The organism is Listeria floridensis FSL S10-1187, from assembly GCF_000525875.1.
Taxonomy (GTDB): Bacteria; Bacillota; Bacilli; order Lactobacillales; family Listeriaceae; genus Listeria; species Listeria floridensis.
The window spans coordinates 68,425-94,747 of sequence record NZ_AODF01000005.1 but is presented as its reverse complement, the minus strand read 5'-3'; the positions used below and the strand labels follow the sequence as shown (position 1 = coordinate 94,747).

Sequence of the window (26,323 nt, the reverse complement as noted above, 5' to 3'; positions counted from 1 at the left end):
CGGCTAGTATCCGCTCGTGCATATACTTCATCGCCTATTTTAAACATCGTTACTTCTTTACCTACTTCTTTCACAACGCCAGAAACATCAAGTCCCAAAATAAAAGGGAATGGAATTTCAATCATTTCTTTTAGATAACCTTGTCTCATTTTCCAGTCAATCGGGTTGACAGCAGCAGCTTTCACTTCGATTAAAACATCATCCGCTTTAAGTTCGGGTTTTGGGAAATCCTCGACATATTCGAGTACCTGACTGTCTCCGTATTGATTCATGATTACTGCTTTCATTTTTTATCTCTTCCTTTCTTAGACCTCCTCTTTTTATTTCCTTTTCCGATTTTTTTTAAACATAAAAAAGACAAGAGTTTATAAACCCTTGTCTTCACCAATAATTTTTACTTCTGTTTCAAGATCAACATCAAAGTTCATTTTTACGGTCTCTTGAACATGTCGAATTACTTTCATATAATCGGTTGCGGTCGCTCCTCCAATATTAACGATGAAACCGGCATGTTTTTTAGAAACTTGCGCTCCACCGACTTGAAAGCCTTGTAAATGGCTGTCTTGAATTAACTTTCCAGCAAAGTGACCTGGTGGGCGTTTAAATACACTGCCACAAGACGGATATTCAAGCGGTTGTTTTGATTCACGCGATTCAGTAAGCTCTGCCATTTTCACTTCAATCGGTTGACGCTCTGAAAGTTTTAGCGCAAACTCTGCTTCTAGCACAATGTAGTCTTGTTCTGCAACTGTACTATGACGGTATTTAGCAGCTAATTCGCTTCGCTTTAAGTGCAGAAGCTCACCAGTACGTGTTAAAACGGTAGCTCCATCAAGTACATCACTAATTTCCCCGCCATATGCACCGGCATTCATGTATAGTGCTCCACCGATAGAGCCCGGAATTCCGCAGGCAAACTCCAAACCGCTTAAGCTTTCATTAAGAGCAAATCGAGATACATCAATTAGTTTTGCCCCACTTCCAGCAATAATATGTGTTCCTGTTCGTTTTATTTCATTCAGTAAATCGAGGTACATCACCATTCCGCGAATGCCCCCATCTTTTACGATTAAGTTTGAACCGTTTCCGAGTATCATGAGAGGCACAGCGTTTTCATAACAAAACATCACCACTTTTTGTGCTTCAATAGAGTTCTTTGGTACGGCAAATAAGTCAGCATTTCCTCCGGTTTTCGTATACGTATAGGGAGCAAGTGATTCGTTTTCTTTCAGTAAAAGATCAGGTATTTTAATTTTTAATTTTTGAGCTATCTTTTCCACGTTCTTCAAAACCTTCCCATTCTTGCTGTTTCATTATCCAGCGATTAAAAACTTCATCCTATTCATTCTACCATGAAGCAGAGATTTTACAAAATGAATTCTAATCAATTTCTATTTATGCTTAAAAATGCTAAATTTAGGGTATAAAACTTAAATGCTTGTTTATAGAGAGAAAATAAAAGGAGGAAATTATGATACGCTTTGAAAACGTAACGAAAAAATATACGTCCGATACGGTTGCAGTTGATCATATCAACTTAAATATTAAAGACGGCGAGTTCTTTGTCTTTATTGGACCAAGCGGTTGCGGTAAAACGACGACTTTGAAAATGATTAATCGGCTTATTCCGCTCACAACGGGAACAATCTATATTAATGAAAAACGGATTAGTGATTATGATATTCATGAACTTCGCTATGATATCGGCTATGTCCTTCAACAAATTGCGCTTTTCCCACACATGACAATATCTGAAAACATTGCAATTGTACCAGAATTAAAAAAATGGGATAAGAAAAAAATCTATGACAGAATAACAGAACTGCTTGAAATGGTTGGGCTCGACCCAGAACTTTACCGAAATCGCAAGCCTGAGGAGCTTTCAGGAGGTGAGCAGCAGCGCGTTGGAGTTGTTCGTGCCCTTGCGGCTGATCCAAGTATTATTTTGATGGATGAACCGTTTAGTGCACTAGACCCGATCTCTCGTCAAAAATTACAACAAGATATTTCTGAGCTCCAGAAAAAAATAAAGAAGACGATCGTTTTCGTGACACACGATATGAAGGAAGCGCTGGCACTCGGCGATCGAATTTGTTTAATGCAGGATGGAAAAATTGTTCAATGTGATACTCCGGACAATATCTTAAAAAATCCAGAAACTGACTTTGTACGCAATTTTATTGAATCAGGGAATGTTGCGCACAAGCCTTTGCTTACAGAAACACTGACAGTTCAAGATATGCTGGATAAAAAATTATTTGTTCCACATCATTCAGATAAAACAATGGCTGTACTAAGTGCCACTGATTCAATTGAAACACTTATTACGGCTCTCTCCAACCATTCAAGTATTTTAGTTCTTGGAGAGAACGATGAAGAACTCGGTGTGGTGAATTCTGAGCACTTGCTTGTCTTCTTGTCAGACCAGTTGAAAGAAGGTGCATTAGCATGAATCAGTTTTTTACTACTTTTACTGAACGAAAAGACGATTTATTGACTGCACTTCTTGAACATATACAGATTTCTTTTATTTCCTTATTTATTGCGGTCCTCATCGCTTTGCCACTTGGAATCTATTTAACGCGTCACAAACGGATTGCCGAACCAATCATTCAAGTTGCAGCGATTTTCCAGACGATACCTTCACTTGCTTTACTTGGTTTGTTGATTCCGCTAGTTGGGATCGGGATGCTTCCTGCGATTGTTGCACTGGTTGTTTATGCACTTCTGCCAATCTTACGGAATACATATACTGGGATTCAAGAAGTAGATCCAGCTTTAGTGGAAGCTTCGCGTGCAATGGGAATGAATAAATGGAAACGGCTTTATAGGATTCAACTCCCCCTCGCGATGCCGGTTATCATGGCTGGGATTCGTACAGCGATGGTACTTATTATTGGGACAGCAACGCTCGCTGCTTTAATTGGCGCGGGTGGTCTTGGGGATTTAATATTACTTGGGATTGATCGCAATAACAACAGCTTAATTCTACTTGGAGCTATCCCGGCAGCTTTACTTGCCATCTTATTTGATGTTATTTTGCGTTTCTTTCAAAAAGCTTCATTTAAAAGTACGCTTATTACCATTTCGGCAGCCATTCTTTTGACTGCAGCACTTGTGATTGTTCCGCAATTTACTTCTGATAAAAAAGACATCACGATTGCTGGAAAGCTTGGATCAGAACCTGAGATACTCATTAATATGTACAAACTTTTGATTGAAGATGAAACGGACTTAAATGTGGAACTTAAGCCAAGCATGGGGAAAACTAGTTTCTTATTCAATGCACTTAAGTCTGGCGACATTGATATCTATCCGGAATTTACCGGAACAGTTCTTGAAACTTTTACAAAAGAAGCTGCCAAATCGCATGATGCGAATCAAGTGTATCAGCAAGCTCGTGATGGACTTAAGAAACAGTTTAAGATGACTTTGCTTGAGCCGATGAAATACAATAATACGTATGCTCTTGCCGTCTCACCTGAACTTGCAAAGCAATATGATTTGAAAACTATCTCTGATCTGCGTCCAATTGAATCAGATGTCAAAGTTGGTTTTACAGCTGAATTTGCCGATCGCGGGGATGGGTATAAGGGGATTCAAGAGAAATACGGCATTAAGTTTGCCTCTCTCGAAAAAATGGAACCTAAATTGCGCTATAGTGCTATAAAGGCTGGCGACATCAATGTACTGGATGCCTACTCGACAGACAGCGAGCTTGCGCAATATAATTTGAAGGTGCTTGAAGATGATAAGAAACTCTTCCCTCCTTATCAAGGGGCGCCGCTGATGCTTACGGAGACACTTAAAAAATATCCTGAGCTCAAAAAACCGTTGAACAAGCTTTCAGGTAAGATTACGGATGATGAAATGCGAAAGATGAATTATGCGGTCAATGTAAAAGGCGAATCGGCTGAGTCCGTGGCACGCAATTATCTAGTAAAACAAGGTTTGCTAGCAAAATAAATTGAAAAACCTCCTTATGCACCGATTAAGTGTACAAGGAGGTTTCTTTTTGCCTAATTACGAATAAACTTCGCCATTTTCTCAACATTCGGCTTGTAAAAACGGCAATGGGCTGCATATTCTTTGTTAAACTCTTGGGAACGCTTTGGAAGTTCGTCGTCCCTGTCAATTAAAAGATCGTTTTCTAGAAGCGGTAAAAGTGAAATGATTTGATCGAAAACAAGCCCTGCATTAGTATCACTAAGCAACGAAATAAGCTTGCCAAGCGCCTTACGCTCGTTGCTCGGTATCCGCTTTTGATGTTCATGAAACCATTTCGCGAGCAATTGCCGATTTGTTCGAGTTGCTTCCAAGTATATGGTTTGTGCATAAGCCGCACTCATAAATGCAATTGACAAATCTTCGGCAGAATGCCAATCTTCTGGTTGAATACTTCCTTGTTCTTTGATTTTTTCGTTTAAAAGCGCAATATCTTCTTGGTAAATATCCATTTTGTGCTGCTGCTGTTTATAAACTTCAAGAGCTAAACTTAAATTATCAACAATCGGCTGCATTTTTGAACCAAACAGCTGATTGTTATTTAAAATCAACTGTGTTTGTTCAATTCTTTCAGCAATGATACTATCACGCTCTTTCACGACATTTGAACGTTTTGTCAGATATTCGAAATAAAAGTTGTAACGCTGGAGTTTTGCAACAGCCTGCTCGGCTTTTGATCTTTCAGAGAGACTGCCTTCTTTGTCTAAGACACTAATCCCAGAAATCTTTCCTAGTTTCGTATAGATTTTAATTTGGAAAGACTCTTCTTCCACATCAATCGTATAGGGCAATAAATGTACTTGCTCTAATAATCTTTTTTGTTGTTTCACTGCTTTATCCGTCATCCTATTCAACACCTTTACTACCGTTATTCGCTTAATTCAATTATAACGAATTCAAGTGAAAAATTCGAGGGAAACTCGTAAAATTCTTTTAATTTATTGTTAACATAATAAATCTATTGTTAAGTGAATGTGTGAATCAGTAAATAGATGTTTAAAACGGCAATAAAAATCGCAACAAGCCACGATATCGTTTTGAGCCAGAAGCCATTAACGAAGATGCCCATTTTGCGTTTATCGCTCGTAAACATGACAAGTGGAATCACGGCGAAAGAAAGCTGCATTGATAGAATAACTTGGCTTAAAATCAGCAGCTCGTTTGTCCCCTTTGCTCCGTAAAGTGCAGTAACGATAACCGCTGGGATAATGGCGAGGATACGTGTTAATAGTCTTCTAAGCCATGGTTTCAAGCGAATGTTCAAGAAGCCTTCCATGACAATTTGACCTGCGAGTGTTCCTGTAAGTGTTGAATTCTGTCCAGATGCAAGCAGAGCAACCGCAAAGATCACACTAGCCACACTGCTTCCGAGAACGGAATTAAGCAGCTGGTAGGCGTCTTCGATTCCAGCAACCTCAGTATGACCAGAAAAGTAAAATGCGGATGCGGACAAGATGAGAATTGCTGCATTAATAAATAAAGCAATCGTTAAAGAAAAGGTGGAGTCGATAAATGAAAATTTGATGGCTTCTTTTTTTCCTTTCAAACTGCGTTCATATTGGCGTGTCTGGACGATGGACGAATGCAGATAAAGATTATGCGGCATCACTGTTGCCCCTAGGATACCGAGAGCGATATAAAGCATCGTCGGATTCGCTACAATTTCTTTTTGCGGGACAAAACCTCCGAGGACTTGCTTGATTTCTGGACGGCTCATGAAAAGTTCCACAGCAAAGCAAACCAATATGGTAGTCATTAGTGTAATGACAATGACTTCGATGTAACGAAAGCCACGGTGCTGCAGCAATAAAACCAGAAAGATATCAAGTGCTGTGATGCAGACACCTACGATGAGCGGAATACCGAATAGCAAATTAAGCGCAATCGCGCTTCCTATTACTTCTGCAATATCGGTTGCAATAATAGCAAGCTCAGCTAGTAGCCATAGAACAAAGGATACGCCTTTTGGAAAGCTATCACGTGAAGCCTGCGCTAAATCACGCCCTGTTGCAATTCCAAGTTTTGCGGCAAGTGATTGTAGTAAAATAGCGAGCAAATTTGAAATTAATATTACGGAAAGTAGTGTGTAGCCGAATTCTGAGCCACCGGCAATGGAAGTAGCCCAGTTCCCCGGATCGACATAACCTACGGCGATTAAGGCTCCTGGTCCCATAAAGGCAAGCAGTTTTCGAAAAAAAGAAGCATTTTGCGGGATTTTAACACTATTATTGACTTCGCTTAAGCTTTCAGTATGTCTATCTTGCCGCCAGGCGCTTTTCTCGTCTTTTTTCGCCATATTTGATTCCTCCTTGCATCAAAAAAGCGAGCGGGGAAACTTCCCCCCGCCCCGCCTCTTGACCTTACAATGCTTCTGATAATTTTTGCTTTTTATTTTTCACAGGATTAATGGCCCGTTCAATCCAGCCAAGCAACAAGTCCGTAATAATCGCCATTAGAGCAGTTGGTATTGCTCCTGCTAAAATGATTGCTGTACCGTTTGTTGCATTGGTTCCGCGAACGATGATATCCCCAAGTCCGCCTGCACCGACAAAGGTTCCGATTGCCGCAACTCCAATCGCGATCACTAGGGCATTTCGAATTCCAGCCATGATGACGGAAAGTGAAAGCGGCAATTCAACCATTCTAAGCACTTGCCATTTTGTCATACCCATCGCTTTTCCTGATTCAAGCAAAGCGCTGTCGACATTTTGAATGCCGGTGTACGTATTTTTTAAAATAGGAAGAAGGGAATAAAGGAAGAGTGATAAGACAACTGTATTCGTACCAAGTCCCATGATAAGCATTAAAACAGCAAGCATCGCGAGTGCAGGAATTGTTTGGATGATGTTGGCAATTTGAATCACCCAACCTGCAAGACGTTTTTTACGAGCAATATAGATCCCAAGTGGAATCGCGATAATGCTTGCAAAAAGCACACCGTAAATACTCATCAGAAAGTGGCGCCAAAATTCTTCCATCACGTAACTTCCGTTTGTTGCATAATAATCAACTAATTGTTTCAGCGTTTCCACGTTTCAGTCCTCCTCATTTTTCGTCCTCAAAATAATTATGCTTCTCTAAAAATTCTTTTGCGACAATTGACGGTTCTTTTAATTCGCCATCCGCTTGGTAATTTAGCTTCTGCATTTCTTCGGTTGAAATTTTCCCGACAAGTTTATTCAGTGTCGTTTTAATTTCAGGATGTTCTTTTAGAATTTTATCCGTTGCAAGCGGTGATGCATCATAGGGTGGAAAGAATTTTTTATCATCTTTTAAGACTTTCAAATTGTAAGTCGGAATCCGGCCATCGGTTGAATAACCGAGCGCCACATCCATTTGGTCATTTTTCAATGCGGTATAAATCAAACCGATTTGCATTGGGAAAATCTTTTTGAAGTTGATCGAGTATTCTTTCGAGAAGGCCTTGTAGCCATCTCCTTTTCGCTCCATCCATGAATTATCAACGCCGGCCGAAAGCTTATCTTGAACAGCACGCATGTCGCTGATGTTGTTCAACTTATATTTTTTGGCTGTATCTTGACGAACCATAAATGCATAAGTATTAGCAAATCCGTAGGAATCGAACCAGGTTTGCTGAAATTTATCTTGAAATCCTTTTTTCACAGCTGCAAGTGCTTTTTCCGGGTCTTTAATCGGTTCTTCGCCAAGCGGTCCGACTAAATCTGTTCCGGTGTAGCGTGTTGCAGTAATATCAACATCCCCATTTACCATCGCTTGGTGCTGTACGACAGATGAACCAAGATTGTTGACTAGTTCAACTTTAAGATCGGTATCATGTTCAATCATTTGTTTCACAATATTTGATACAATTTGCGATTCTGTCGTCGAAAGCGAGCCGACTCTTACGGTTCCTTTTGACGCTCCTCCAAGTCCCGGAAGTGCACAACCTGATAGGATCGTACCGAAGGATAAAAAAATCGCAGCAATAACAAGTAAGCTTTTCTTTTTCATTCTATTCATCCTCCTATCCGTTATTCCTTGCATCGCGCAGTGGTTTTGGGGTAAGTGCATTCTCAAGTTTGCCAAGACAAAATTCAACAAGTAGCGCAAGAATTGTAACTGGAATGGCACCGCCTAATATCAAATCTGGACGATATAAGTTCAGTCCGTTAAAGATAAAGTCGCCGAGACCACCTGCACCAATATACGAAGCAAGCGTTGCCCAAGCAATAATGTAAACAGCTGACAGCCTGATTCCTGCCATAATCACCGAAATAGAATTCGGAATTTCAACATTGACAATCAGCTGCCAAGTCGTCATCCCCATTCCTTTTCCTGACTCAATTAAGTTTTTATCCACACCGCGCACCCCGATAAATGTATTTCTTAAAATCGGCAGCAGTGCATAGATAAACAGCGCAATTATCGCCGGAAAAGTTCCAACGCCGAGAATTGGAATGATAAATGCTAAGATCGCAAGTGATGGCACCGTTTGTAGAACACCAACAACACCGATAACAAAGTTAGCTATTTTGGGAGATTTCGTTAAAATGATTCCAAGCGGAACAGCAACGACAATCCCTAAAATCACAGCGGCAAGCGATATGTATAAATGTTGCCAAGTTTGCACCAGTAAATTATGTCCATTTTCCTGAAAGAAATTTTGCAGTGCATTCATAATTTACTCGCCTCCTTCAGAAACGTTAGCTTTTTCAGCATCCGGCGATTCGGTTTGTTCCTCATCTTCTCCCCAGATAGAATCGTACACCATATCTACAAGGCTTGCGCGCGTCACGATTCCGACCAGCCGTTTTTTATCGTCAACTACCGGTACATATTTATAACCGCGTTTTAAAATCCGTTGAATCGTATCACGTAGCAGTGCATCTTCTTTTACATAGAAAACATTTTTTTCCAAGATATCCACCACTGAAGTAGCTGTTCTTCTTTGTGAATCGATTTGCTCAACATCAATGAAGCCTTTCAAAATATTCTGTTCATCAACCACAAGAAGCGTATCTACACGTCGTTCTTTCATTAGCTGAATGGCAGCTTGAAGCGATTTATCAGCTGTAATCGAAACTGGATTTGGATTCATTATCTGGCTGACTTTTGTCACATTCGGTTGAGCTTCAATCAAGCGATCTTTTCCGATAAATTCTTCAACAAACTTGTTGGCCGGATGACGTAATATTTCATCAGGTGTATCAAATTGAACGACTTTACCAGCCTGCATAATAACAATCCGATCTGCGAGTTTAATCGCTTCATCCATATCGTGCGTCACAAAAATAATGGTTTTTCCGAGTTCTTGCTGTAAGTTTTTAAACTCTTCTTGAAGTGTATCCCGCGTGATCGGATCAAGTGCTCCAAATGGTTCATCCATCAGAATCAAATTCTGCTCGGCAGCTAGCGCACGCAAAACACCGATCCGTTGCTGCTGACCGCCGCTTAACTCATAGGGATACCGATCCAGATACTCTTCTGGTAAATCGACCAATTTAATGAGTTCTTTCGCCCGCTCATTTTTCTTATCTTCTGGCCATTTCAATAGTTTTGGAACCAGTACAATATTTTCTCGAATCGTCATATGCGGCATCAAACCGATTTGCTGAATGACATAACCGATTGAACGACGCAGTTTAACTGGGTCTTCTTGCAAAATATCTTTGTCGTCTACAAAAATTTTACCTTCTGACGGGTCAATCAAACGGTTAATCATTTTCATTGTTGTTGTTTTTCCGCAGCCACTTGGCCCGATAAAACAAATGAATTCACCTTGATTGATATTCAAATTGAGATCATCGACTGCCTTTTTGCCGCCTTTATAAGTTTTTGATACGTGTTCAAATCGCAACACTCAAAAACACCTCCGTTACTCTTTTTGGGTGACACTCACTTTGTAACTTTTCCCTACTTTCGCCCTATAAAACATTTTTTAAGAAAAACTTATTTAAAAACAACTTTTCAATAACTATTTTTTATGACTAATCTCGTTTGACAATTAGAATTCTATCTAATAAAATAAGTAAGAATTGTCGACAGAATAATTGCTATTCCTACCTCAATTATAAAACTTCATCGCTAGTATAATAGAATATATTAGTCAAAGAAGGAAAGGAAGCTTATACAACTATGGAAGTATTTGAATTTATACTAATTATGCTTGGTGCTGTATTTCTCTCAAATGTACTTAGCCGTTTTTTACCGAGCATCTCGATCCCGCTCATTCAAATCGGGCTTGGCGTTTTGATTGCCGTTCCGTTTCTTGGTTTTCAATATGAAATGGAGATTGATCCCGAGCTGTTTATGTTGCTCTTTATTGCTCCGCTACTTTTTAGTGATGGAAAAAATGCCGATAAAACTTCACTTTGGAAATGGCGCAAACCGATTTTCATCCTAGCAATCATTCTTGTTTTTTGTACAGTATTTTTACTTGGTGGTGTCATTCATTCGCTGCTTCCGGTTGTTCCGCATGCAGCCGCATTTGCTCTTGCCGCAGCACTTGCTCCAACCGATGCTGTAGCCGTTGGATCACTCGCTGATAAGATTAAAATTCCGCATAAAGCTTTACATATCCTTGAAGGCGAGTCGCTGATTAACGATGCATCCGGACTTGTTTCCTTTCAATTCGCTGTTTTAGCACTGATGACAGGAACATTTTCACTCACACAAGCAAGTATCAGTTTTCTTTTGATTTCACTTGGCGGCGTCTTACTTGGAGCCATCCTCAGCTTGTTCAAGAGCTTCTTGATGCGCTGGCTACGTCAGCTTGGCATTGAAAATATCATTTCATTCATGTTAATGGATATTCTAACGCCGTTTATCATTTATCTAGTCGCGGAAAAACTTGGTGTCAACGGAATTTTGGCCGTCGTAAGTGGTGGACTCGTTCAATCGCTTGGTTATCAAAAAATGAACCCTGAAAGTGCTAAACTCAACACGATTTCCAAAAATACCTGGTCAGTAATTATTTTCAGTTTAAACGGCATTGTTTTCGTTTTACTTGGAACACAGCTACCTCATATTGCGACAAGTATCTTTGAAAATTCCGGCGTTTCAAATTTCAGCTTAATCGGCTACGTTTTGCTAATCCTCGTTGTACTGCTTGGATTGCGCTTTTTGCTACTGCTTCTGTTCCGTTCTTTCAGTCAAGAAAAGAAGAGCTGGCGACTGCGAGTAAAAGATGCCATTCTTTACACCCTTTCCGGAGTTCGCGGTACGATTTCGCTCGTGAGTGCGCTCTCCCTGCCACTTGTGCTTGGTAACGGGGAAAAATTTGCCGAACGAGACTTATTGATCGCCATTGCTGCTGGTGTCATTCTGTGTACCTTGGTACTTTCTAACTTCTTGCTTCCGCTTCTTGCTGAAAAAAATCAAACGAATCACGATACGAATCAAGAGATGGAAAAAGCGATTCTACGAGATGTAGTGAAGAAATTGAAGAAAGAAATGACGCAAGACAACGAAAAAGCCATGCAGATTTTAATTCATATGTACAATCGCCGTATCTTTGAACTTGCTCAAAGCAGTACAGCGAGCAAAGATGAAAAAGCGATTCGCCTTCAAGTTCTTGACTGGCAAATTGAGTATACATTATCACTTTACCGCGAAGAAAAAATTTCTATCCAAACATTCAGTCAGGCGATTCGCCGCTTGAATAAGCATCGCTATCAGCTTACGCACGACAAGCGCCGCAGAAACGAGCTAGCACGAATGATGTTCATCAAATGGCACACTGGTCGCTTGTCATTCAAAGACCGTAAAGAAGAACGGACGTTATTACAGCGTGGATCGCGCGAATACATCTACAAAAAACTAAAAAAAACTTTCCGCTAAAAAAAAGTGCCAATCCAGAAATTCTTGAAATTTACTTGGCGCGCTATCAGCCAATAGAAGATCTCAAACAAAGCCGTAAATCACGTGCTGAACTTGAAACCGAACTCGATACACTTTCAGAATTTGCCATCCAAGTGGAGCGTGACTTAATCCAGCGTTACTTTGAAAAAGGCAAAATTTCACGTGCAGAAATGAAAAAATGTCGTGAAGATGTGATGCTGATGGAAACTGATTTGTTAAGCTGAATTAAAACGGCGGCACCTCCACATATGGAAGTGCCGCCGTTTTTTTAGCTTTCTTTTGGTAAAAATAAACTGGGTTTTATTTTAAGGATGATCGTGATTACAATGCCAGAGACAAGGACAGTCGCAAGACCGCTTGCCCCGTTCATGACGATTGAAAAAACTTGTGCGCTCCAGCCTTTAAATGCATATGCTCCCCAAAAAACCACACCTGCGACATAATGCCAAAAGTAACGTGCAATACCTCCGGCGAACATCGAAGCCCAAGCATAAGCGATAGCTCGGTTCAAATTTCTGCTCCGTAAACTATTTCTTACTTTTTCAGAAAAAATACCCGCAAAAGCAATAAAGGCAAATGCTAGGATGTATTCAATCAGTGCTTGGTTGAAAGTCAAAATGTAAGCTTTTCCGGTCAGAAAATGTAAAAGCCCCCAAAGTAGTCCTGCAAATCCTGCTGCAAAAAATCCTCGTCTTAGCGCAACAATATACATTGGAATCATCCCTAGCGAAACCGAGAAGCTGGAACCGAAATCAAGCGGGATAAAGCTTAAAACCATTGCAATTGCTGCAAAAATTGCACATTCAATCCAAATAATCAGCCGTTTATTAGCCATAAAAAATAAACTCCCTTCTTCTTTTGGTCAAAAAACGCACCGCAGAAGAAAGCAGTTTTTCTAAAACAGAAAAATGCAATCGCCACAATCCCTACGCTCGTGCTAACGAACAGGTTCAAAGGGTCAGAGCCGACGTGAATCGGGCTCAATCTCAGCTAAAAGCCCCCCCTGTGGTAACGTTTTATGTATTTTTAACACAAACCCCATTATAAATAGAAGGTCTTTAATTGTAAAGTACTTTTACTTATTGACTTCGAATTTCAGCTTGTTTTTTCTTTGTCAGCTTGTTGAATACTAGTTCATAACTATTTAAAAGAATCGCTTGTTCTAGGTCAAAATGGCTGTTATCTGTGACAGTTACTGAAACCCAGTGTGTTTTATTGAGGTGATAGGCTGGTATAATAAAGTCATATTCCGCACGCAGCCGCTCCCCTTTTTCAGGCTCGCATTTTGCGCTCACATAAAGTTTGTCGTTCATCCAGTGAATCAGCGCAAACATCTTTTGATCCACACGAAGGACGTGGGCTTCTTTGCCAAATGGAAACGTTTCTGCTGTGCCAGGAAGTGACAGGCAAAACTCAACACGCTTTCTTAAATCGGCGGGCTTTAAATTCATCAAAATCTCCTCCCTTTCCTCATTTTCATTGTAGCATGACAAAAGCTTTATTTACAGACGCAAGCGTGTTATTATAGGGATAATGTGCTTTTTAGGAGGAAAAAAATGTTAACAGTTAGTAATTTAGGTCTTCGCTACGGCGATAAAAAACTGTTTGAAGATGTCTCAATTAAATTTACACCCGGAAACTGCTACGGCTTGATCGGAGCGAACGGTGCCGGGAAATCCACTTTCTTAAAGGTTTTATCTGGTGAAGTAGATTCGCAAGCCGGAAATGTCCATATTACACCCGGTGAGCGACTTGCAGTTTTACAGCAAGATCACTTCCAATATGATGAAGAACTTGTGCTTAACACGGTTATCATGGGGCACAAAAAGCTGTATGATATTATGACTGAAAAAAATGCGATTTATATGAAACCAGATTTCAGTGATGAAGATGGAATTCGTGCTGCTGAACTTGAAGGCGATTTCGGTGAGTTAGGCGGATGGGAAGCAGAAGCAGAAGCAGCTGTTCTTTTGAATGGTCTAGGTATTGAATCTAGCCTTCACAGCAAATATATGAAAGATTTAACCGGTGGAGAAAAAGTAAAAGTATTGCTAGCTCAAGCTCTATTTGGCAAACCAGACATTCTTTTACTTGATGAACCGACCAACCACCTTGATATTCGTGCCATTCACTGGCTTGAAGAGTTTTTGATTAACTTTGAGAACACGGTTATTGTCGTTTCACATGATCGGCACTTCTTAAATAAGATTTGTACCCATATTGCTGATCTTGATTTCAGCAAAATTCAGCTTTATGTCGGTAACTATGATTTCTGGTATGAATCAAGTCAGCTTGCCCAACAAATGATGGGCGACCGCAACAAGAAAAAAGAAGAAAAGATCAAAGAATTACAAGAATTTATCGCACGCTTTAGTGCCAATGCTTCAAAATCGAAGCAAGCCACAAGTCGTAAGAAAATGCTTGATAAAATTACGCTTGAAGACATTCAGCCATCAAGTAGACGCTATCCGTTCATCCAATTTAAACCAGATCGCGAAGTCGGCAATGATCTTTTGACGGTCGAAAATCTGACAAAGGAAATTGATGGTGTTAAAGTCCTTGATAACGTCTCGTTTACGATTAATCGCAATGATAAAGTAGCACTTGTCGGCGATGATGAAGTTGCAAAAACAACATTAATGCAAATTTTAGTGGGCGAACTTGAAGCTGATTCTGGTTCTTTCCGTTGGGGAGTAACGACAAGTCAAAGCTATTTCCCGAAAGATAACTCGGAGTTTTTCACTGAAAACAATTTAAATCTTGTTGAATGGTTACGCCAATATTCGCCGCAGGATGATTCTGAAGCATTCTTGCGCGGTTTCCTTGGTCGTATGCTCTTTAGCGGCGACGAAGTACTGAAAAAAGTTAAAGTGCTTTCTGGAGGAGAAAAAGTGCGTTGTATGCTTTCGAAAATGATGCTTTCCGGCTCGAACGTGCTATTGCTTGACGAACCGACCAACCACTTAGACCTTGAATCAATTACAGCACTTAATAATGGTTTGATGGGCTTTAACGGTGCTATGATTTTCGCATCACATGACCATCAACTCTTACAAAGTATCGCAACTCGAATTATTAATCTATCTAGTGATACTTTCTACAACAAAGAAATCAGTTACGATGGTTACTTGGAAGAAGTTCTTCAAGTATCGGAATAACACGAGAAAAGCACGGTTCCGCGGAACCGTGCTTTTTTTATTTCAATTTAATTTCGCCGCTATCCACTGTACTCGGCTCTGTACTACTGCCCGCATAGCTCAGCCAAGAGAATGAAATTGATTGGATGTCGTTCACTTTGTCCAATTTCTCAAGCGGAAAAACAACCGTTCCTTGGATCGTCTTACCGGGTGCGACTTTACTATCATCAAATTTTGAGAGCAATGCGTCACCGCCGGTTACTTCCTGCTTTATAGCAATTAACGTCCCTTGGTTAGGATAAGTCGTGAGCTCTTCTGTTCCCGTATTTTTGATTGATAGTGTAATCGAGATGCTTCCTGGCATTTCTTTTTGATCGATGGTTGAATAGACAGCCTTCTTTTCTACTTTGACCGCAGTAATTTCAGCCTCAATACCGACTTCACTCATTTTTTGATTCAGCTTATACGTTTTAGAATCATTTGCTGTATCAGACTGTTTTGCGGCTTTATTCGATGAATAGTTTAATACGCTGTTATTTACATCATTCAACTGTTTAAACTGCAGGAAAATTGCAGTAATCGATATAATCATCAGAACCATTCCAACTCCAACTAAAATCGCACCAACTTTTCTTCGGGTTGGAAAAAACAAAATCACAAGCCCTACAATAAAAAGAATAAAGGCGATGATTCCGCCAAAAATCCACATTACCATTTAGAATACTCCTTCGTGCTAGATTTGTTTAATCATACCATTTGTCGCTCGCTAGCGCAACGAAGGCAGGTCAGAAGCTGGTGAAGGATAAGCAAAAATTAATTGATCAAGAGCCTCAAGTGTCAGCCCGGCTTTCATCAAAAGTACGATATAGTTGATCAAAATATCGGCTTCCTCATTGATAAACGAAGCACCCGCTATTTTACCTGATTCTTTTTCTGTGATAATTTTAGCATGACTGAGATACTCATTGGTGCGGCGATACGTATACCAATTTTTCATATCGATTTCATTAACATGATACTTTTCAGATTCTTGTTTCGCTGCATCTGCTGTGATGCCGATTTGTGCAAGCTTTGGACTAGAAAAAACAGCGCTCGGTATTGCCGGATAATGAATTTCTTCTTGGCTACCAAGAATGCGTTCCGCTACATAGCTTGCTTCAAAACTATCAACTGGCGTAAGCGGAAGACCTTTAGAAGCGGCAACATCTCCTATTGCATAAAGATGGGGTGCTGCTTCAAGAAACTGATTTACGACGAGACCTCCTTTTCCAACTTGGGCATCTGTATTTTCTATTTTCATCCGATCCACATTCGGCTTGCGGCCAGTGGCCGCAAAAACTGCATCGACTTCGAGTTCAAAGTTAGCCCCTTGCAGTTTATAGCCTGTATTTTGATGCTCAATTCGTTCCAAATCCGTATCAAAATGAAACTGTACGCCGTCAGATTGAAGCGATTTAACGAGCATGGCGGCGTGATCGGGGTCAAATCCCTTGAGAGGACGGCTGTTATGATGGATTAAGTGCACTTCGCTTCCTGCGGCGTGCGCAATGGACGCAAATTCAAAAGCGATATATCCAGCACCGACAAACGCAATTCGCGGCGGCAATTCTTTCAAATCTAAAAAATCATCACTTGTTAATAAGGCTTCACTACCTGGAAGCTCTGGAATGTTTGGCCGTGCGCCTATTGCAACTACGATATCTTCTGCAAGTAACGTGTCAGCACCCACTTGAAGGGTATGATTGTCAAGAAACTCTGCGTGTGCTTTAAAAGTTTCAATTTTTGCTGCTTGGAAGCCTTCCAACCGGCTTTCGGGTACAGGATCAACAAAACTGTGTTTGAAGGCTTGGAGATCTTGCCAGTCAATCGTTGCAGCTTGCTTAATTCCTTTCCCACGCAAACGTTCTGAAAAATTACGTGCTTCCATTGCTCCGGCTAAAACTTTTTTAGGATCACAACCACGGAGTACGCAAGTTCCGCCCCAATCTCGTTCTTCAATAATAGCAACTTTTTTTTCCTGCGGCATTTAGTGCATAAGCGACAGCTGTTCCGCTTACTCCGCTTCCGATTACGATTACATCAAACTGATAGTTCACCTTTTCCTCATCCTCTCTTTTTCTCTGATATGTAATTTCCCTGATCCGCTTGATTCAAACAAAAAGCCCAAACCAACGAACGGTTTAGGCTTTTTTTTACACTTCCATAATGATCGGTAAAATCATGGGACGGCGTTTTGTTTGCTCAAATAGATAACGATTAAGTTGATCACGCACATCTTGTTTCAGTTTCGACCACTCAAATTCACTATCTTCAAGGTTCTTTTCTACGATTTTCGTAACAAGTTTCTGCGATTCTTCGATCAAATGCTCGGATTCACGTACATAGATGAAGCCTCTCGAAATGATTTCTGGACCGGAAACAAGGATCTTCTGGCGACGGCTTAATGTCACAACGACAATAAAGATTCCGTCTTCTGAAAGCAGTTTGCGGTCTCTAAGAACAATATTGCCGACATCCCCTACTCCAAGTCCGTCAATCAGCGTATTCCCAGCGTAAACACGGTTTCCAACGCTCATTTTGCCTGCTTTATATTCGACGATTTCTCCTTTACCGACGACAAAGACATTTGATTTTGGAATCCCGACGCTATTTGCAAGTTTTGCATGACTGATCAGCATTCGATACTCCCCGTGAACTGGAACAAAATAGGTTGGTTTCAAGAGATTAATCAGCAGTTTCAAATCATCTTGGCTCGCATGGCCAGATATGAAAAGATTACGGCTCATTGTTAGAACGCGCGCACCTGCACGATAAAGCATATCAATTGTTTTCGCCATCATGGTTTCGAGTGAAGGACTTGGTGTGGTTGTGATATAAACTGTATCTCCTGCTTTAATATTCACTTGTGGGTGGCTACCTTTTGTCATCTGTTGCAGCGATTGGATGGGTTCTCCAAGGTTTCCTGTTTCGATAATTGTAATTTGCTCGTCTTTGTATTTCTTCATTTCTTTAAACGGAATGATCAAATCATCTTCAACCTTAAGCTTATCAAGTTCGCGTGTAATCTCAACTACACGTTCTAACTCTTTTCCGACAATGACAACTTTGCGTTTCGTTGCCGCAGAGGCATCCATCACTTGCTGCAGTCGAATTACATTGGAAGCGACACATGCTACGATAATACGTCCCTCGGCTGTTCGGAAAGCATGTCGGACTTCTTCTTCAATTTCGCTATCGCTTGATGTCGTTCCCGGATGTTCTGCTTCAGAACTATCTGATAAGAGCGCAAGTACACCTGCTTCGCCGACATCTGCAATTGCACTTAGGCTTGTTTCATAGCCTTCTTTTGCAGATTGATCAAATTTAAAATCACCAGAGTAAACGATTGATCCTTCGCTTGTATTCACTACAATGCCGACAGAATCGGGAATTGTGTGTGTGGTACGGAAGAATTGAATCGTTGCCTTATTAAATTTGATTACGCTGTCTTCATCAATAACATGGAAATTTTTTAAAACGAACTTTGCGATACTCTTTCACGGAATTTTTTGCAAGTGCAATGGTGAGTTCTGTTCCATAAACCGGCACTTTCACTTTTTGTAGCAAGTAAGGAAGTGCACCGATGGCATCTTCATGTCCATGAGAAAGAATAATTGCTTTCACACGATCTTTATTTTCTTCTAAATATTTAAAATCAGGGATAACAACATCAATTCCTAGAAGTTCATCCTCAGGGAACATCAGTCCTGCATCTAAAACAAAAATTTCATCGTCCACTTCTACGACGTACATGTTTTTTCCGCTTTCATCTACTCCGCCTAACGGAATAATTTTAATATGCTTCGCTTTTTTTAATGCCAAAGCGAAAAACCTCCTTTAGCTTTCTTTCGACTGCTCGAAAATAGCTTCTAATTTTTTTCCCTGCTCTTCGTCAACATCAACGAGCGGCAAGCGAACCGGGCCAACATCAATACCTTGTTTATTTAAAAGATATTTTGTTGGAGCAGGATTTGGTGAACTGAACAAGCCTCGCATCAGTGGAAGGAGTTTTCGGTGTTTAGCTGCTGCTAAACCAACATCTCCCCGTTCATAGGCTTCGATTACTGCTTTGGTTTCACGTCCTAACACGTTGCTCAATACGGATACCACACCGTTTCCGCCAACGGATAAAATCGGAAGTGTCAGACTGTCGTCTCCGCTATATACCGTAAAATCATCTGAGGTTTCTTCGATGATCTGCGAAATATTTTCCAGATTTCCGCTTGATTCTTTGACTGAAACGATATTTGGTAGCTTGGAAAGCTCAATGATTGTTTCTGGTTCAATATTTACAACAGATCGACCAGGAATGTTATAAATCATGATCGGTAGCGGGCTGCTCTCTGCTACTGCTTTGAAATGCTCGTAAATACCGCGCTGATTGGGTTTATTATAATAAGGTGTTACGACAAGAGCCGCATCAAATCCGCCAAGCTCTGCTACTTCCTTTGTAAAACGAATGGTTTCTGCCGTATTATTCGTGCCCGTTCCAGCAATCAGTTTGGCACGACCGTCATTTGCTTTCACGACTTCTGTTAGAAGTTTGATTTTTTCTTCGTGGGAAAGCGTAGGTGATTCCCCGGTTGTACCCGCAACAACGAGACCATCCGAACCCGTTTCAATCAAATGATCGACTAAACGATGGATACGCTTACGGCAAACCACATTCTTCTCGGGATGAATCGGGGTGACCATCGCTGTAATGACTTTTCCAAAATTCATTTTTACTCCTCCTAATCCAGCACTGTTTTATTCCATTTCTAAACAAAACGTATCATGCAAAGCATTGACTGCTTTTTTTTAAATCCTCTTCACTGATTAAAACCCAGATGGTTGTGTGGCTGTCAGCAGACTGCAAAAATTTTAATATGTTCTTTTGCAAGCGCACTGACAATCTTAGCGGTTACGCCAGGGACGCCAGTAATGCCGGCTCCAACAATCGACACTTTTGCGCACCGCTCTTTAATTTCTACAAGGAAACCTTCTGCTTTCAACAAATCAGCAGTTTTCTTAGTTTTTTCTTCTGGAACCGTGAAAGCGATACTCGTTACCCCGATGTTGATGAAATCCAAGCTGATACCTTGATCGGCCAATAAACTAAAAGCTTCTTGCTGCTTATCTGCCGAAGCCGTATCCACGGTTATTTGCGTCAAGTTTGTCACATGCGCAATTCCGGTAACGAGTCGTTCTTTAATATCAAAATGCCCATCTGTATGCGGCAAAGCGGCGACGAGCGTTCCCTCACCGTCCAGGTAAGTCGAGCGAATCCGCATGGGAATCTTCGCCATCATCGCAATTTCAACAGCTCTCGGATGAATGACTTTTGCACCTTGATAAGCCATGTTACTTACTTCATTGTAACTTACGCGCGGCAAACTTTTAGCATGTTCGACAATACGCGGATCGGCCGTCATCATCCCGTCAACATCTGTAAAAATATCTACGTAATCTGCACCGAGTGCAACGCCAAGCGCGGCAGCTGATGTATCGCTTCCCCCACGTCCAAGTGTCGTAATGTCACCCAGTTCATCAAGTCCTTGAAAACCAGCCACAACTGCCACACTCACTTGTTCAAGCGCTTTTAAAAGACGTTTTGTATCAATTTCAAGGATTTTTGCGTTCAAATGATCGCTTGTTGTGCGGATACCAGCTTGACCGCCTGAGAAGCCCACCGCATCAATTCCAGCTTCTTTCAGCATATTCGTGAATACTGCGCAAGAAATCGTTTCACCAACAGAAAGCAGCATGTCCTGCTCGCGATTAGAAAGTTTCGTTCCCTTGGCACCAATTAATTCAAGCAAAGTATCTGTTGCGTAAGGGTCGCCAAAACGTCCGATCGCTGAGACAACTACAACAACTTTATAGCCTTCTTGCGTCGCACGCTCGATGTGACGAAAAGCCATTTGCCTAGTTTCAGCGCTTTGGACGGAAGTTCCGCCAAATTTTTGTACGATAATTTTCATTCCAGAGACACCTCTAAATTATTTCTAGTTTCACTAAGCTTTCAGCGATTTGAATGGAGTTCCAAGCCGCGCCTTTCAGCAAATTATCCGAGACAATCCACATATGGAAGCCTTTTGGATCATCAAGGTCAGAACGAATGCGTCCGACAAACACTTCTTTTTTGTGAACAGCTGTTGCTGCTTGCGGATACACTTGATTAGCAGGATCATCTTCAAGAATAACGCCTGGAGCATTTTTTAAGCTATTTTTAATCGCATCTGCAGAGATTCCTTCTTGCTCAACTTCAATATAAACCGATTCAGAGTGTCCAGTTACAACCGGGATACGCACACATGTCGCTGCCACTTTGATAGAATCATCTTCCATGATTTTACGCGTTTCATTGATCATCTTCATCTCTTCGTATGTATAATCATTTTCTGTAAATACATCGATTTGTGGAAGAGCATTGAACGCAATTTGATAGTGTTTTTTGTCGCCTTTAACCGGCAGAATTTTTGGTTTAAATTCTTCGCCATTCAAAATGGCTTGCGATTGTTCATTTAATTCTTTGATCGCCGAAACGCCTGAACCTGACACAGCTTGATAGGTTGAAACAATGATGCGACTCAATCCGAATTCTTTACGAATCGGCTCAAGAGCAGCCACCATTTGAATCGTTGAGCAGTTCGGATTAGCAATAATTCCATTATGCCCTTTGAGCGCATGTTCATTCACCTCAGGAACAACGAGCGGAACTGTCGGGTCCATGCGGAAGGCGCTCGTATTGTCGATCACAATTGCTCCGCGTTCGACAGCTTCTTTAGCAAGTTCTTTCGAAACAGAACCGCCAGCACTGAAAAGCGCAATATCTACGCCTTCAAAACTCTCAGGTTTAGCTTCTTTAATTTCGATTTCTTCCCCGCGGAATGTTTTCTTTTGGCCTGCTGACCGAGCAGACGATAGAAAAGAAACTTCCCCAATTTCAAAAGAAGATACTTCTTCCAAGAGTTCGATCATTTGTGTTCCAACGGCTCCAGTTGCGCCGACAACCGCTACATGATATTTTTTTTGCCATACCTGATTCCTCCTTTTTCCATCAAAAAGTGACTCGCTCACTTTAAACTTCTCTTATCATACCATAAAAGCCGCTATTCCGCAGTTCTTTTGGTATGTTTTATCAAAAAGACCCCTGCTTCATGAAGCGGGGGTCTAAGCCAAATTATTTTTCAGTTTGTTTCGATTGTGCAGCACGTGCTTGCTGCACATTATTGATTGGCTGATCGACATGCGATGTTTCCTTTTTCTCTTCTGCACGTTTTTTCTTAAGCTCAAAATATTTATCAAATACTTCTTTTGCAATGCTCATATTAATTTTTGAATCGCTGTAACCATCACGATATTCCCACGGAACAACAACAGCAATCGAAATTTCTGGTTTTTTGACCGGTGCATAGCCAACAAAAGTTGTATTCCACACATCTGCCATTTTCGAACCTTCTTTTGGACCGTCATAGAATCCTTGTGCAGTTCCTGTTTTTCCGGCCACATCATAGTCAGATGATGTGAAGACTGTTCGTGCAGTTCCTGATGAACCGTGTGTTACTTGATAAAAACCATTTTGAACAGTTTGAATGTCTGCCTCTGTTACACCAAGTCGGTTTAGCACATCTGGTTTCGTACTTGTTGCAAGTGTTCCAACAGTATCTCCGCTTGTACTTGGATTACGAATTTCCTTCAACATTGTTGGTGCAATTCGTGAACCACCATTCGCGACAACGGATGAGTATTGCGCTAGCTGAAGCGGTGTATATGAGTCATATTGTCCAATCGCAAAGTCGAGAATTTTACCAGCTGTGTCATCCGGACCTTTATATCCAATTTGCTCGCCAGGAAGATCAACTCCAGTACGAACGCCTAATCCGAATTGATTATAATAGTAGCGCATTTTGTCAAATGTTGAAAGAGGGGCACGAAGCGGGCCATCGTAGACATACTTTGCTCCACCCATTTTCATTGAAACTTGGTACATATATGAGTTTGATGAAATTTCAAGAGCCCCTACTGGGTTCAGCGTACGCGTTCCTTCACCATTTCGGTTAAACCAAGAACTCTTCGCTTTTGTTCCTTTGAACTTAATCGGCTGATCGGTAAAATAAGTGTCCTTTGTAATTGCATCACTCATAATTCCGCCGAGAACAGTTGCCCCCTTTACAGCCGAGCCCATATTATAAGCTGTCGTAAACGTTCCAAGCGAGTAATCTTCAAATTTGCCTTTATCATTTAATTTTTGACCAGCAAGCGCAAGTACTTCTCCGCTATAGGGATCCATCGCTACAACGAAAGCTCGGTCTAACAAATCAGAACCCCCAGATGATTTTCCTTTTTGAATGTTTTTTCGTAAAATATCTTCCACTGCACGCTGGAAATCGACATCAACAGAAAGCACTAGGTCTTTGCCTTTTGAACCTTCATTTTTTTGAACCGTTTCAATAATATTCCCTTGAGCATCCATCACGCTTTCTGATTGCGATTTTTGCCCTGCTAAAATATTTTGATATTCCGCTTCCAAGTAACTCTTTCCGACGCGATCATTGCGGCTGTAACCTTGCGATAAATAATATTCCGCTTTTTCTTTTGGTAGCCCTTCTTTTGCGGAAGAAACCGATCCGAGGATTGAACGCAGTGTTTCATTATAGGTATAGAAACGATTCCAGTCAGTTGTTGTATCCACACCCGGAAGGCTCTCCAAGTTTTCGCTGACTTTCGCAATTTCCTCGTCCGTGACACCTTTACCCTTAACAATTGATTCTGTCATTGCGTAACCGCTTGTCATTTTCTTATAAATTGTAGCGATGCGTTTATCTTCGTCTGTCAGTGAAGCGATATCTTTCTCAGTGACATCTTCCACTTGTTTTTTATAGGCTTTCGAAGCGTCTAGATTTTGCTCTTTTTTCGATAAACGATTAAGCGATTCTTTTTCATGCGTCAAAATCCAGTAATCTTTCAAATCACGTTCTGTTAATTTTTCTACTTCTACATCAATCATTTTATCGAGTTTTTGAGCCACTTCAAGCATTTCTGATGTTTTTTGTTTTTTTGACTACGCGTATAAGTAATTGACTTCACTGCCGTATTTCCAACCATAAGATTATAATTACGGTCAAAAATAACACCGCGTGGTACATTTTTTGAAACCGTCACATTATCCGTTTCCTCAAGTTGCCTTTTATAGGTGTCTCCTTGTACAATCTGCACAATACCGAGACGTAGAATCAAAACAGAAAATAAAATAAAAATCACGAAAAATAAAATATTGAGACGGAGTGGAATGACCGCACGTTTTTTTCTTTTTTCGTCCGATCTTTCTTCTTTCTAAAATTCAGTTTCACGTATCACAAACCCTCTCTATGGTAAAATGCCTCTTCCTATTGTATCGGAAAACTGACAACTTTTCCACTCTCTCAAAATGAGAATTTCATTAAAATCATTTGGACATTAAAAAAGCGGCTAAGAGAAAACTCTCCAAGCCGCGTTGTGACTGTCAAATTTATTTAGCCGCTTCAAAACGACGATTTGCTTCATTCCAGTCAATCACATTCCAGAAAGTATTGATATACTCAGGACGGCGATTTTGGAATTTCAAGTAGTAGGCATGTTCCCAAACATCAAGTCCGAGTACAGGCGTATAACCTTCTGTAAGCGGAGAATCTTGGTTTGGCAAGCTGATGATTTCAAGTTTTCCGTCTTTTACAACAAGCCACGCCCAGCCAGAACCGAAACGAGTGGTTGCTGCAGCCGCAAATTTTTCTTTGAAAGCATCAAAGCCTCCAAATGTGCTATCAATTGCATCTTTCAAAGCTCCAGTTGGTTCCCCGCCGCCAGTAGGGCTAAGAATTGTCCAGAATAAGCTGTGATTTGCATGACCGCCTCCGTTATTGCGAACCGCTGTGCGAATGCTTTCAGGCACACTATTTAGATCTGCTACTAAATCTTCAACCGATTTTGCAGCTAGCTCAGGATAGTCTTTCACTGCGTTATTCAAGTTTGTTACGTAAGTATTGTGGTGTTTCGTATAATGGATTTCCATTGTTTCCTTGTCAAAGTTTGGTTCAAGCGCATCATACGTATATGGTAATTTCGGTAGTTCATATGCCACTGTAAATTCCTCCTTGAAATTTTGATTGTCGCAAGCGAAGTTCGGGTATGTCTATTAGCTTACCTCACACATCTATTGTACTAATAAATGAAAGTGAAAGCCTTTTTATCACCGATTCGTTTACACCTTTTAGCCTATCACGATCAAAACCGAGTTGCAATTTTTCTGCTCCAAGCAGTTAAGCCGTTTGCTTTTAGCAGAAAATCAAGCTATTATTGTAGGCAGGTGAAAGAAAAATCGCACGCGTTTATTCTCTTCCCTTTACTCATTTTTTTAAACTAATACTGTGAGGTGCTGACAACGAAAATGAATATCTTTAAGCGTTTTTGGAAGAGTTTATACTCGCCACAAGATATTGCAAGCTTTCGCAAAGATAAAGTAAGTAAGAGTATCATTTATATTATTGTTTTATCGTTTCTTGCTTTTTTGCCGCTTGCTTACTATACAACAACCACAACTCAAAATGCATTAAAACTTAGTGAAGAAACCCTTGAAAAACAAATTCCAGATTTTACTGTTGCTGATGGAAAACTTCAAACGAAAGATGGGGCAGCGGAAAATTTACCGATTTCAATTGATGAAGGCAGTCTGCACATCTATTATGATGCAAGCGGAACGCTTGATAAGGATGATGTTGATAACAAAATCGGTTCTTACGAAAGCGCCTTTGCTTTCTTATCTGATGGCATTTATATTACAGCAGGCGGCATGTCGCAATCGTTCAGCTATTCTGCACTTGGCATTTCCGACAAAGCGGATTTGATGAGCATTTACAGTTCAATTACAGATGTTTCTAAATATGTGATCCCGCTTATTCTGTTCGTTCTTTTCCTCTTTATGCTCGGATCAGCCTTTTTCCGTGTTGCGATTTACGGATTATTCGGATTCATCTTATCTGGATTTGGACGTGGCGGTATCAGCTACAAAGAAAACTGGATGATGGCCGCATACAGTATCACGCTTGCCACTGTCTTTACAATGATCATGGAATGGTTCCAAATCCAAGTGCCATTTGGAATGGAAATCAATATTGGTGTAAGTTTGATTATCATTTTCTTAGCCATTCGAACAATTCCGCAAGACAAAAAAGAATAATAGCGAATCAGTTGTTACAAGCAAGCTACGGTCTTCTTGTAAACAGCTGATTTTTTATTTCTGAGAAAATTCTAATCGGCTGAACTAGTGCTTTCACTGAAAAAAAAGTGGTATGATACTTAGG

20 protein-coding genes, 4 pseudogenes and 1 riboswitch are annotated in these 26,323 nt (G+C 40.7%); of the genes and pseudogenes, 6 read left to right on the top strand and 18 right to left on the bottom strand.

Annotated features, from left to right (window positions below):
- Positions 1-287 (bottom strand): alcohol dehydrogenase catalytic domain-containing protein (locus tag MFLO_RS03300; RefSeq protein ID WP_036096356.1); only part of this gene is annotated, 287 nt, incomplete at its 3' end.
- Between the two features lie 78 nt (positions 288-365).
- Positions 366-1,280 (bottom strand): UDP-N-acetylmuramate dehydrogenase, encoded by a 915-nt coding sequence (gene murB / locus MFLO_RS03295; protein ID WP_036096355.1) that lies wholly within the window; start codon positions 1,278-1,280, stop codon positions 366-368.
- 191 nt (positions 1,281-1,471) lie between these two features.
- Here murB and MFLO_RS03290 point away from each other — a divergent pair, with 191 nt between their 5' ends.
- Positions 1,472-2,452, top strand: coding sequence for an ABC transporter ATP-binding protein (locus MFLO_RS03290; protein ID WP_036096354.1), 981 nt, complete (start codon positions 1,472-1,474; stop codon positions 2,450-2,452).
- Complete coding sequence (locus MFLO_RS03285; RefSeq protein ID WP_036096353.1) at positions 2,449-3,966, top strand: ABC transporter permease/substrate-binding protein; 1,518 nt, start codon at positions 2,449-2,451, stop codon at positions 3,964-3,966. The genes MFLO_RS03290 and MFLO_RS03285 overlap by 4 nt, the downstream gene beginning before the upstream one ends.
- 53 nt (positions 3,967-4,019) lie before the next feature.
- On the opposite strand, the gene MFLO_RS03280 is transcribed toward MFLO_RS03285, so the two are convergent.
- The 6 genes from MFLO_RS03280 to MFLO_RS03255 form a co-directional block, all read right to left on the bottom strand.
- Positions 4,020-4,850 carry a hypothetical protein gene (locus tag MFLO_RS03280; RefSeq protein ID WP_036096352.1) on the bottom strand — a complete coding sequence of 277 codons (831 nt, stop codon included), beginning with the start codon at positions 4,848-4,850 and terminating at the stop codon, positions 4,020-4,022.
- A gap of 119 nt (positions 4,851-4,969) precedes the next feature.
- Complete coding sequence (locus MFLO_RS03275; RefSeq protein ID WP_036096351.1) at positions 4,970-6,301, bottom strand: Nramp family divalent metal transporter; 1,332 nt, start codon at positions 6,299-6,301, stop codon at positions 4,970-4,972.
- A gap of 64 nt (positions 6,302-6,365) precedes the next feature.
- A complete protein-coding gene (locus MFLO_RS03270) occupies positions 6,366-7,037 on the bottom strand; it encodes an ABC transporter permease (protein WP_036096350.1) in 672 nt (223 codons plus the stop codon).
- A gap of 13 nt (positions 7,038-7,050) precedes the next feature.
- Positions 7,051-7,977, bottom strand: a complete 927-nt coding sequence (locus MFLO_RS03265) for an osmoprotectant ABC transporter substrate-binding protein (RefSeq protein WP_036096349.1) — start codon at positions 7,975-7,977, stop codon at positions 7,051-7,053.
- Between the two features lie 13 nt (positions 7,978-7,990).
- Positions 7,991-8,644, bottom strand: coding sequence for an ABC transporter permease (locus tag MFLO_RS03260; RefSeq protein WP_036096348.1), 654 nt, complete (start codon positions 8,642-8,644; stop codon positions 7,991-7,993).
- Positions 8,645-8,647: 3 nt separating this feature from the next.
- Complete coding sequence (locus tag MFLO_RS03255) at positions 8,648-9,826, bottom strand: betaine/proline/choline family ABC transporter ATP-binding protein (protein ID WP_036096347.1); 1,179 nt, start codon at positions 9,824-9,826, stop codon at positions 8,648-8,650.
- A gap of 275 nt (positions 9,827-10,101) precedes the next feature.
- On the opposite strand from MFLO_RS03255, the gene MFLO_RS03250 reads away from it, so the two are divergent.
- Both MFLO_RS03250 and MFLO_RS17135 read left to right on the top strand, forming a co-directional pair.
- On the top strand, positions 10,102-11,805 hold the full coding sequence (locus tag MFLO_RS03250; RefSeq protein WP_420912511.1) for a cation:proton antiporter: 1,704 nt from the start codon (positions 10,102-10,104) through the stop codon (positions 11,803-11,805).
- Positions 11,806-11,840: 35 nt separating this feature from the next.
- Positions 11,841-12,050, top strand: coding sequence for a hypothetical protein (locus tag MFLO_RS17135; RefSeq protein WP_036096346.1), 210 nt, complete (start codon positions 11,841-11,843; stop codon positions 12,048-12,050).
- A gap of 44 nt (positions 12,051-12,094) precedes the next feature.
- Here the strand turns inward: MFLO_RS17135 and thiT are convergent, their stop codons facing one another.
- On the bottom strand, positions 12,095-12,661 hold the full coding sequence (gene thiT / locus MFLO_RS03240; RefSeq protein WP_036096345.1) for an energy-coupled thiamine transporter ThiT: 567 nt from the start codon (positions 12,659-12,661) through the stop codon (positions 12,095-12,097).
- Positions 12,662-12,731: 70 nt separating this feature from the next.
- A riboswitch (TPP riboswitch) is annotated at positions 12,732-12,840 on the bottom strand.
- Positions 12,841-12,905: 65 nt separating this feature from the next.
- On the bottom strand, positions 12,906-13,277 hold the full coding sequence (locus MFLO_RS03235) for an MmcQ/YjbR family DNA-binding protein (protein ID WP_036096344.1): 372 nt from the start codon (positions 13,275-13,277) through the stop codon (positions 12,906-12,908).
- Positions 13,278-13,382: 105 nt separating this feature from the next.
- Here MFLO_RS03235 and MFLO_RS03230 point away from each other — a divergent pair, with 105 nt between their 5' ends.
- The gene (locus MFLO_RS03230; protein ID WP_036096343.1) at positions 13,383-14,984 is read left to right on the top strand and encodes an ABC-F family ATP-binding cassette domain-containing protein; all 1,602 of its coding nucleotides are present in this window, start codon (positions 13,383-13,385) and stop codon (positions 14,982-14,984) included.
- Positions 14,985-15,021: 37 nt separating this feature from the next.
- Here MFLO_RS03230 and MFLO_RS03225 read toward each other — a convergent pair whose 3' ends face one another.
- The 8 genes and pseudogenes from MFLO_RS03225 to MFLO_RS03190 form a co-directional block, all read right to left on the bottom strand.
- Entirely contained in the window at positions 15,022-15,678 is a 657-nt protein-coding gene (locus MFLO_RS03225; RefSeq protein WP_036096342.1) for a DUF4352 domain-containing protein, read from the bottom strand.
- 51 nt (positions 15,679-15,729) lie between these two features.
- Positions 15,730-17,059, bottom strand: a pseudogene (locus MFLO_RS03220) (dihydrolipoyl dehydrogenase family protein).
- Between the two features lie 96 nt (positions 17,060-17,155).
- A pseudogene (locus MFLO_RS03215) lies at positions 17,156-18,824 on the bottom strand (ribonuclease J).
- 15 nt (positions 18,825-18,839) lie between these two features.
- Entirely contained in the window at positions 18,840-19,724 is an 885-nt protein-coding gene (dapA, locus tag MFLO_RS03210; RefSeq protein WP_036096341.1) for a 4-hydroxy-tetrahydrodipicolinate synthase, read from the bottom strand.
- 27 nt (positions 19,725-19,751) lie between these two features.
- Positions 19,752-20,965: pseudogene (gene dapG, locus MFLO_RS03205) on the bottom strand (aspartate kinase).
- A 13-nt stretch (positions 20,966-20,978) separates the two neighbouring features.
- On the bottom strand, positions 20,979-22,064 hold the full coding sequence (locus tag MFLO_RS03200; protein ID WP_051993467.1) for an aspartate-semialdehyde dehydrogenase: 1,086 nt from the start codon (positions 22,062-22,064) through the stop codon (positions 20,979-20,981).
- A 103-nt stretch (positions 22,065-22,167) separates the two neighbouring features.
- Positions 22,168-24,337, bottom strand: a pseudogene (locus tag MFLO_RS16720) (peptidoglycan D,D-transpeptidase FtsI family protein).
- Between the two features lie 158 nt (positions 24,338-24,495).
- The gene (locus MFLO_RS03190) at positions 24,496-25,104 is read right to left on the bottom strand and encodes a superoxide dismutase (RefSeq protein WP_036096339.1); all 609 of its coding nucleotides are present in this window, start codon (positions 25,102-25,104) and stop codon (positions 24,496-24,498) included.
- Positions 25,105-25,410: 306 nt separating this feature from the next.
- Between MFLO_RS03190 and MFLO_RS03185 the strand changes: the two genes are divergently transcribed.
- On the top strand, positions 25,411-26,199 hold the full coding sequence (locus MFLO_RS03185; RefSeq protein WP_036096337.1) for a DUF1189 domain-containing protein: 789 nt from the start codon (positions 25,411-25,413) through the stop codon (positions 26,197-26,199).
- Positions 26,200-26,323 lie beyond the last annotated feature (124 nt).

What these genes read in the sequence shown, in the direction of transcription:
- MFLO_RS03225 (WP_036096342.1), bottom strand. Translation starts at nt 15,678, where the DNA reads ATGGTAATGTGGATTTTTGGCGGAATCATCGCCTTTATTCTTTTTATT.
- MFLO_RS03230 (WP_036096343.1), top strand. Translation starts at nt 13,383, where the DNA reads ATGTTAACAGTTAGTAATTTAGGTCTTCGCTACGGCGATAAAAAACTG.
- MFLO_RS03285 (WP_036096353.1), top strand. Translation starts at nt 2,449, where the DNA reads ATGAATCAGTTTTTTACTACTTTTACTGAACGAAAAGACGATTTATTG.
- MFLO_RS03250 (WP_420912511.1), top strand. Translation starts at nt 10,102, where the DNA reads ATGGAAGTATTTGAATTTATACTAATTATGCTTGGTGCTGTATTTCTC.
- dapA (WP_036096341.1), bottom strand. Translation starts at nt 19,724, where the DNA reads ATGAATTTTGGAAAAGTCATTACAGCGATGGTCACCCCGATTCATCCC.
- MFLO_RS03185 (WP_036096337.1), top strand. Translation starts at nt 25,411, where the DNA reads ATGAATATCTTTAAGCGTTTTTGGAAGAGTTTATACTCGCCACAAGAT.
- MFLO_RS03275 (WP_036096351.1), bottom strand. Translation starts at nt 6,301, where the DNA reads ATGGCGAAAAAAGACGAGAAAAGCGCCTGGCGGCAAGATAGACATACT.
- MFLO_RS03260 (WP_036096348.1), bottom strand. Translation starts at nt 8,644, where the DNA reads ATGAATGCACTGCAAAATTTCTTTCAGGAAAATGGACATAATTTACTG.
- thiT (WP_036096345.1), bottom strand. Translation starts at nt 12,661, where the DNA reads ATGGCTAATAAACGGCTGATTATTTGGATTGAATGTGCAATTTTTGCA.
- MFLO_RS03290 (WP_036096354.1), top strand. Translation starts at nt 1,472, where the DNA reads ATGATACGCTTTGAAAACGTAACGAAAAAATATACGTCCGATACGGTT.
- MFLO_RS03265 (WP_036096349.1), bottom strand. Translation starts at nt 7,977, where the DNA reads ATGAAAAAGAAAAGCTTACTTGTTATTGCTGCGATTTTTTTATCCTTC.
- MFLO_RS03235 (WP_036096344.1), bottom strand. Translation starts at nt 13,277, where the DNA reads ATGAATTTAAAGCCCGCCGATTTAAGAAAGCGTGTTGAGTTTTGCCTG.
- MFLO_RS03280 (WP_036096352.1), bottom strand. Translation starts at nt 4,850, where the DNA reads ATGACGGATAAAGCAGTGAAACAACAAAAAAGATTATTAGAGCAAGTA.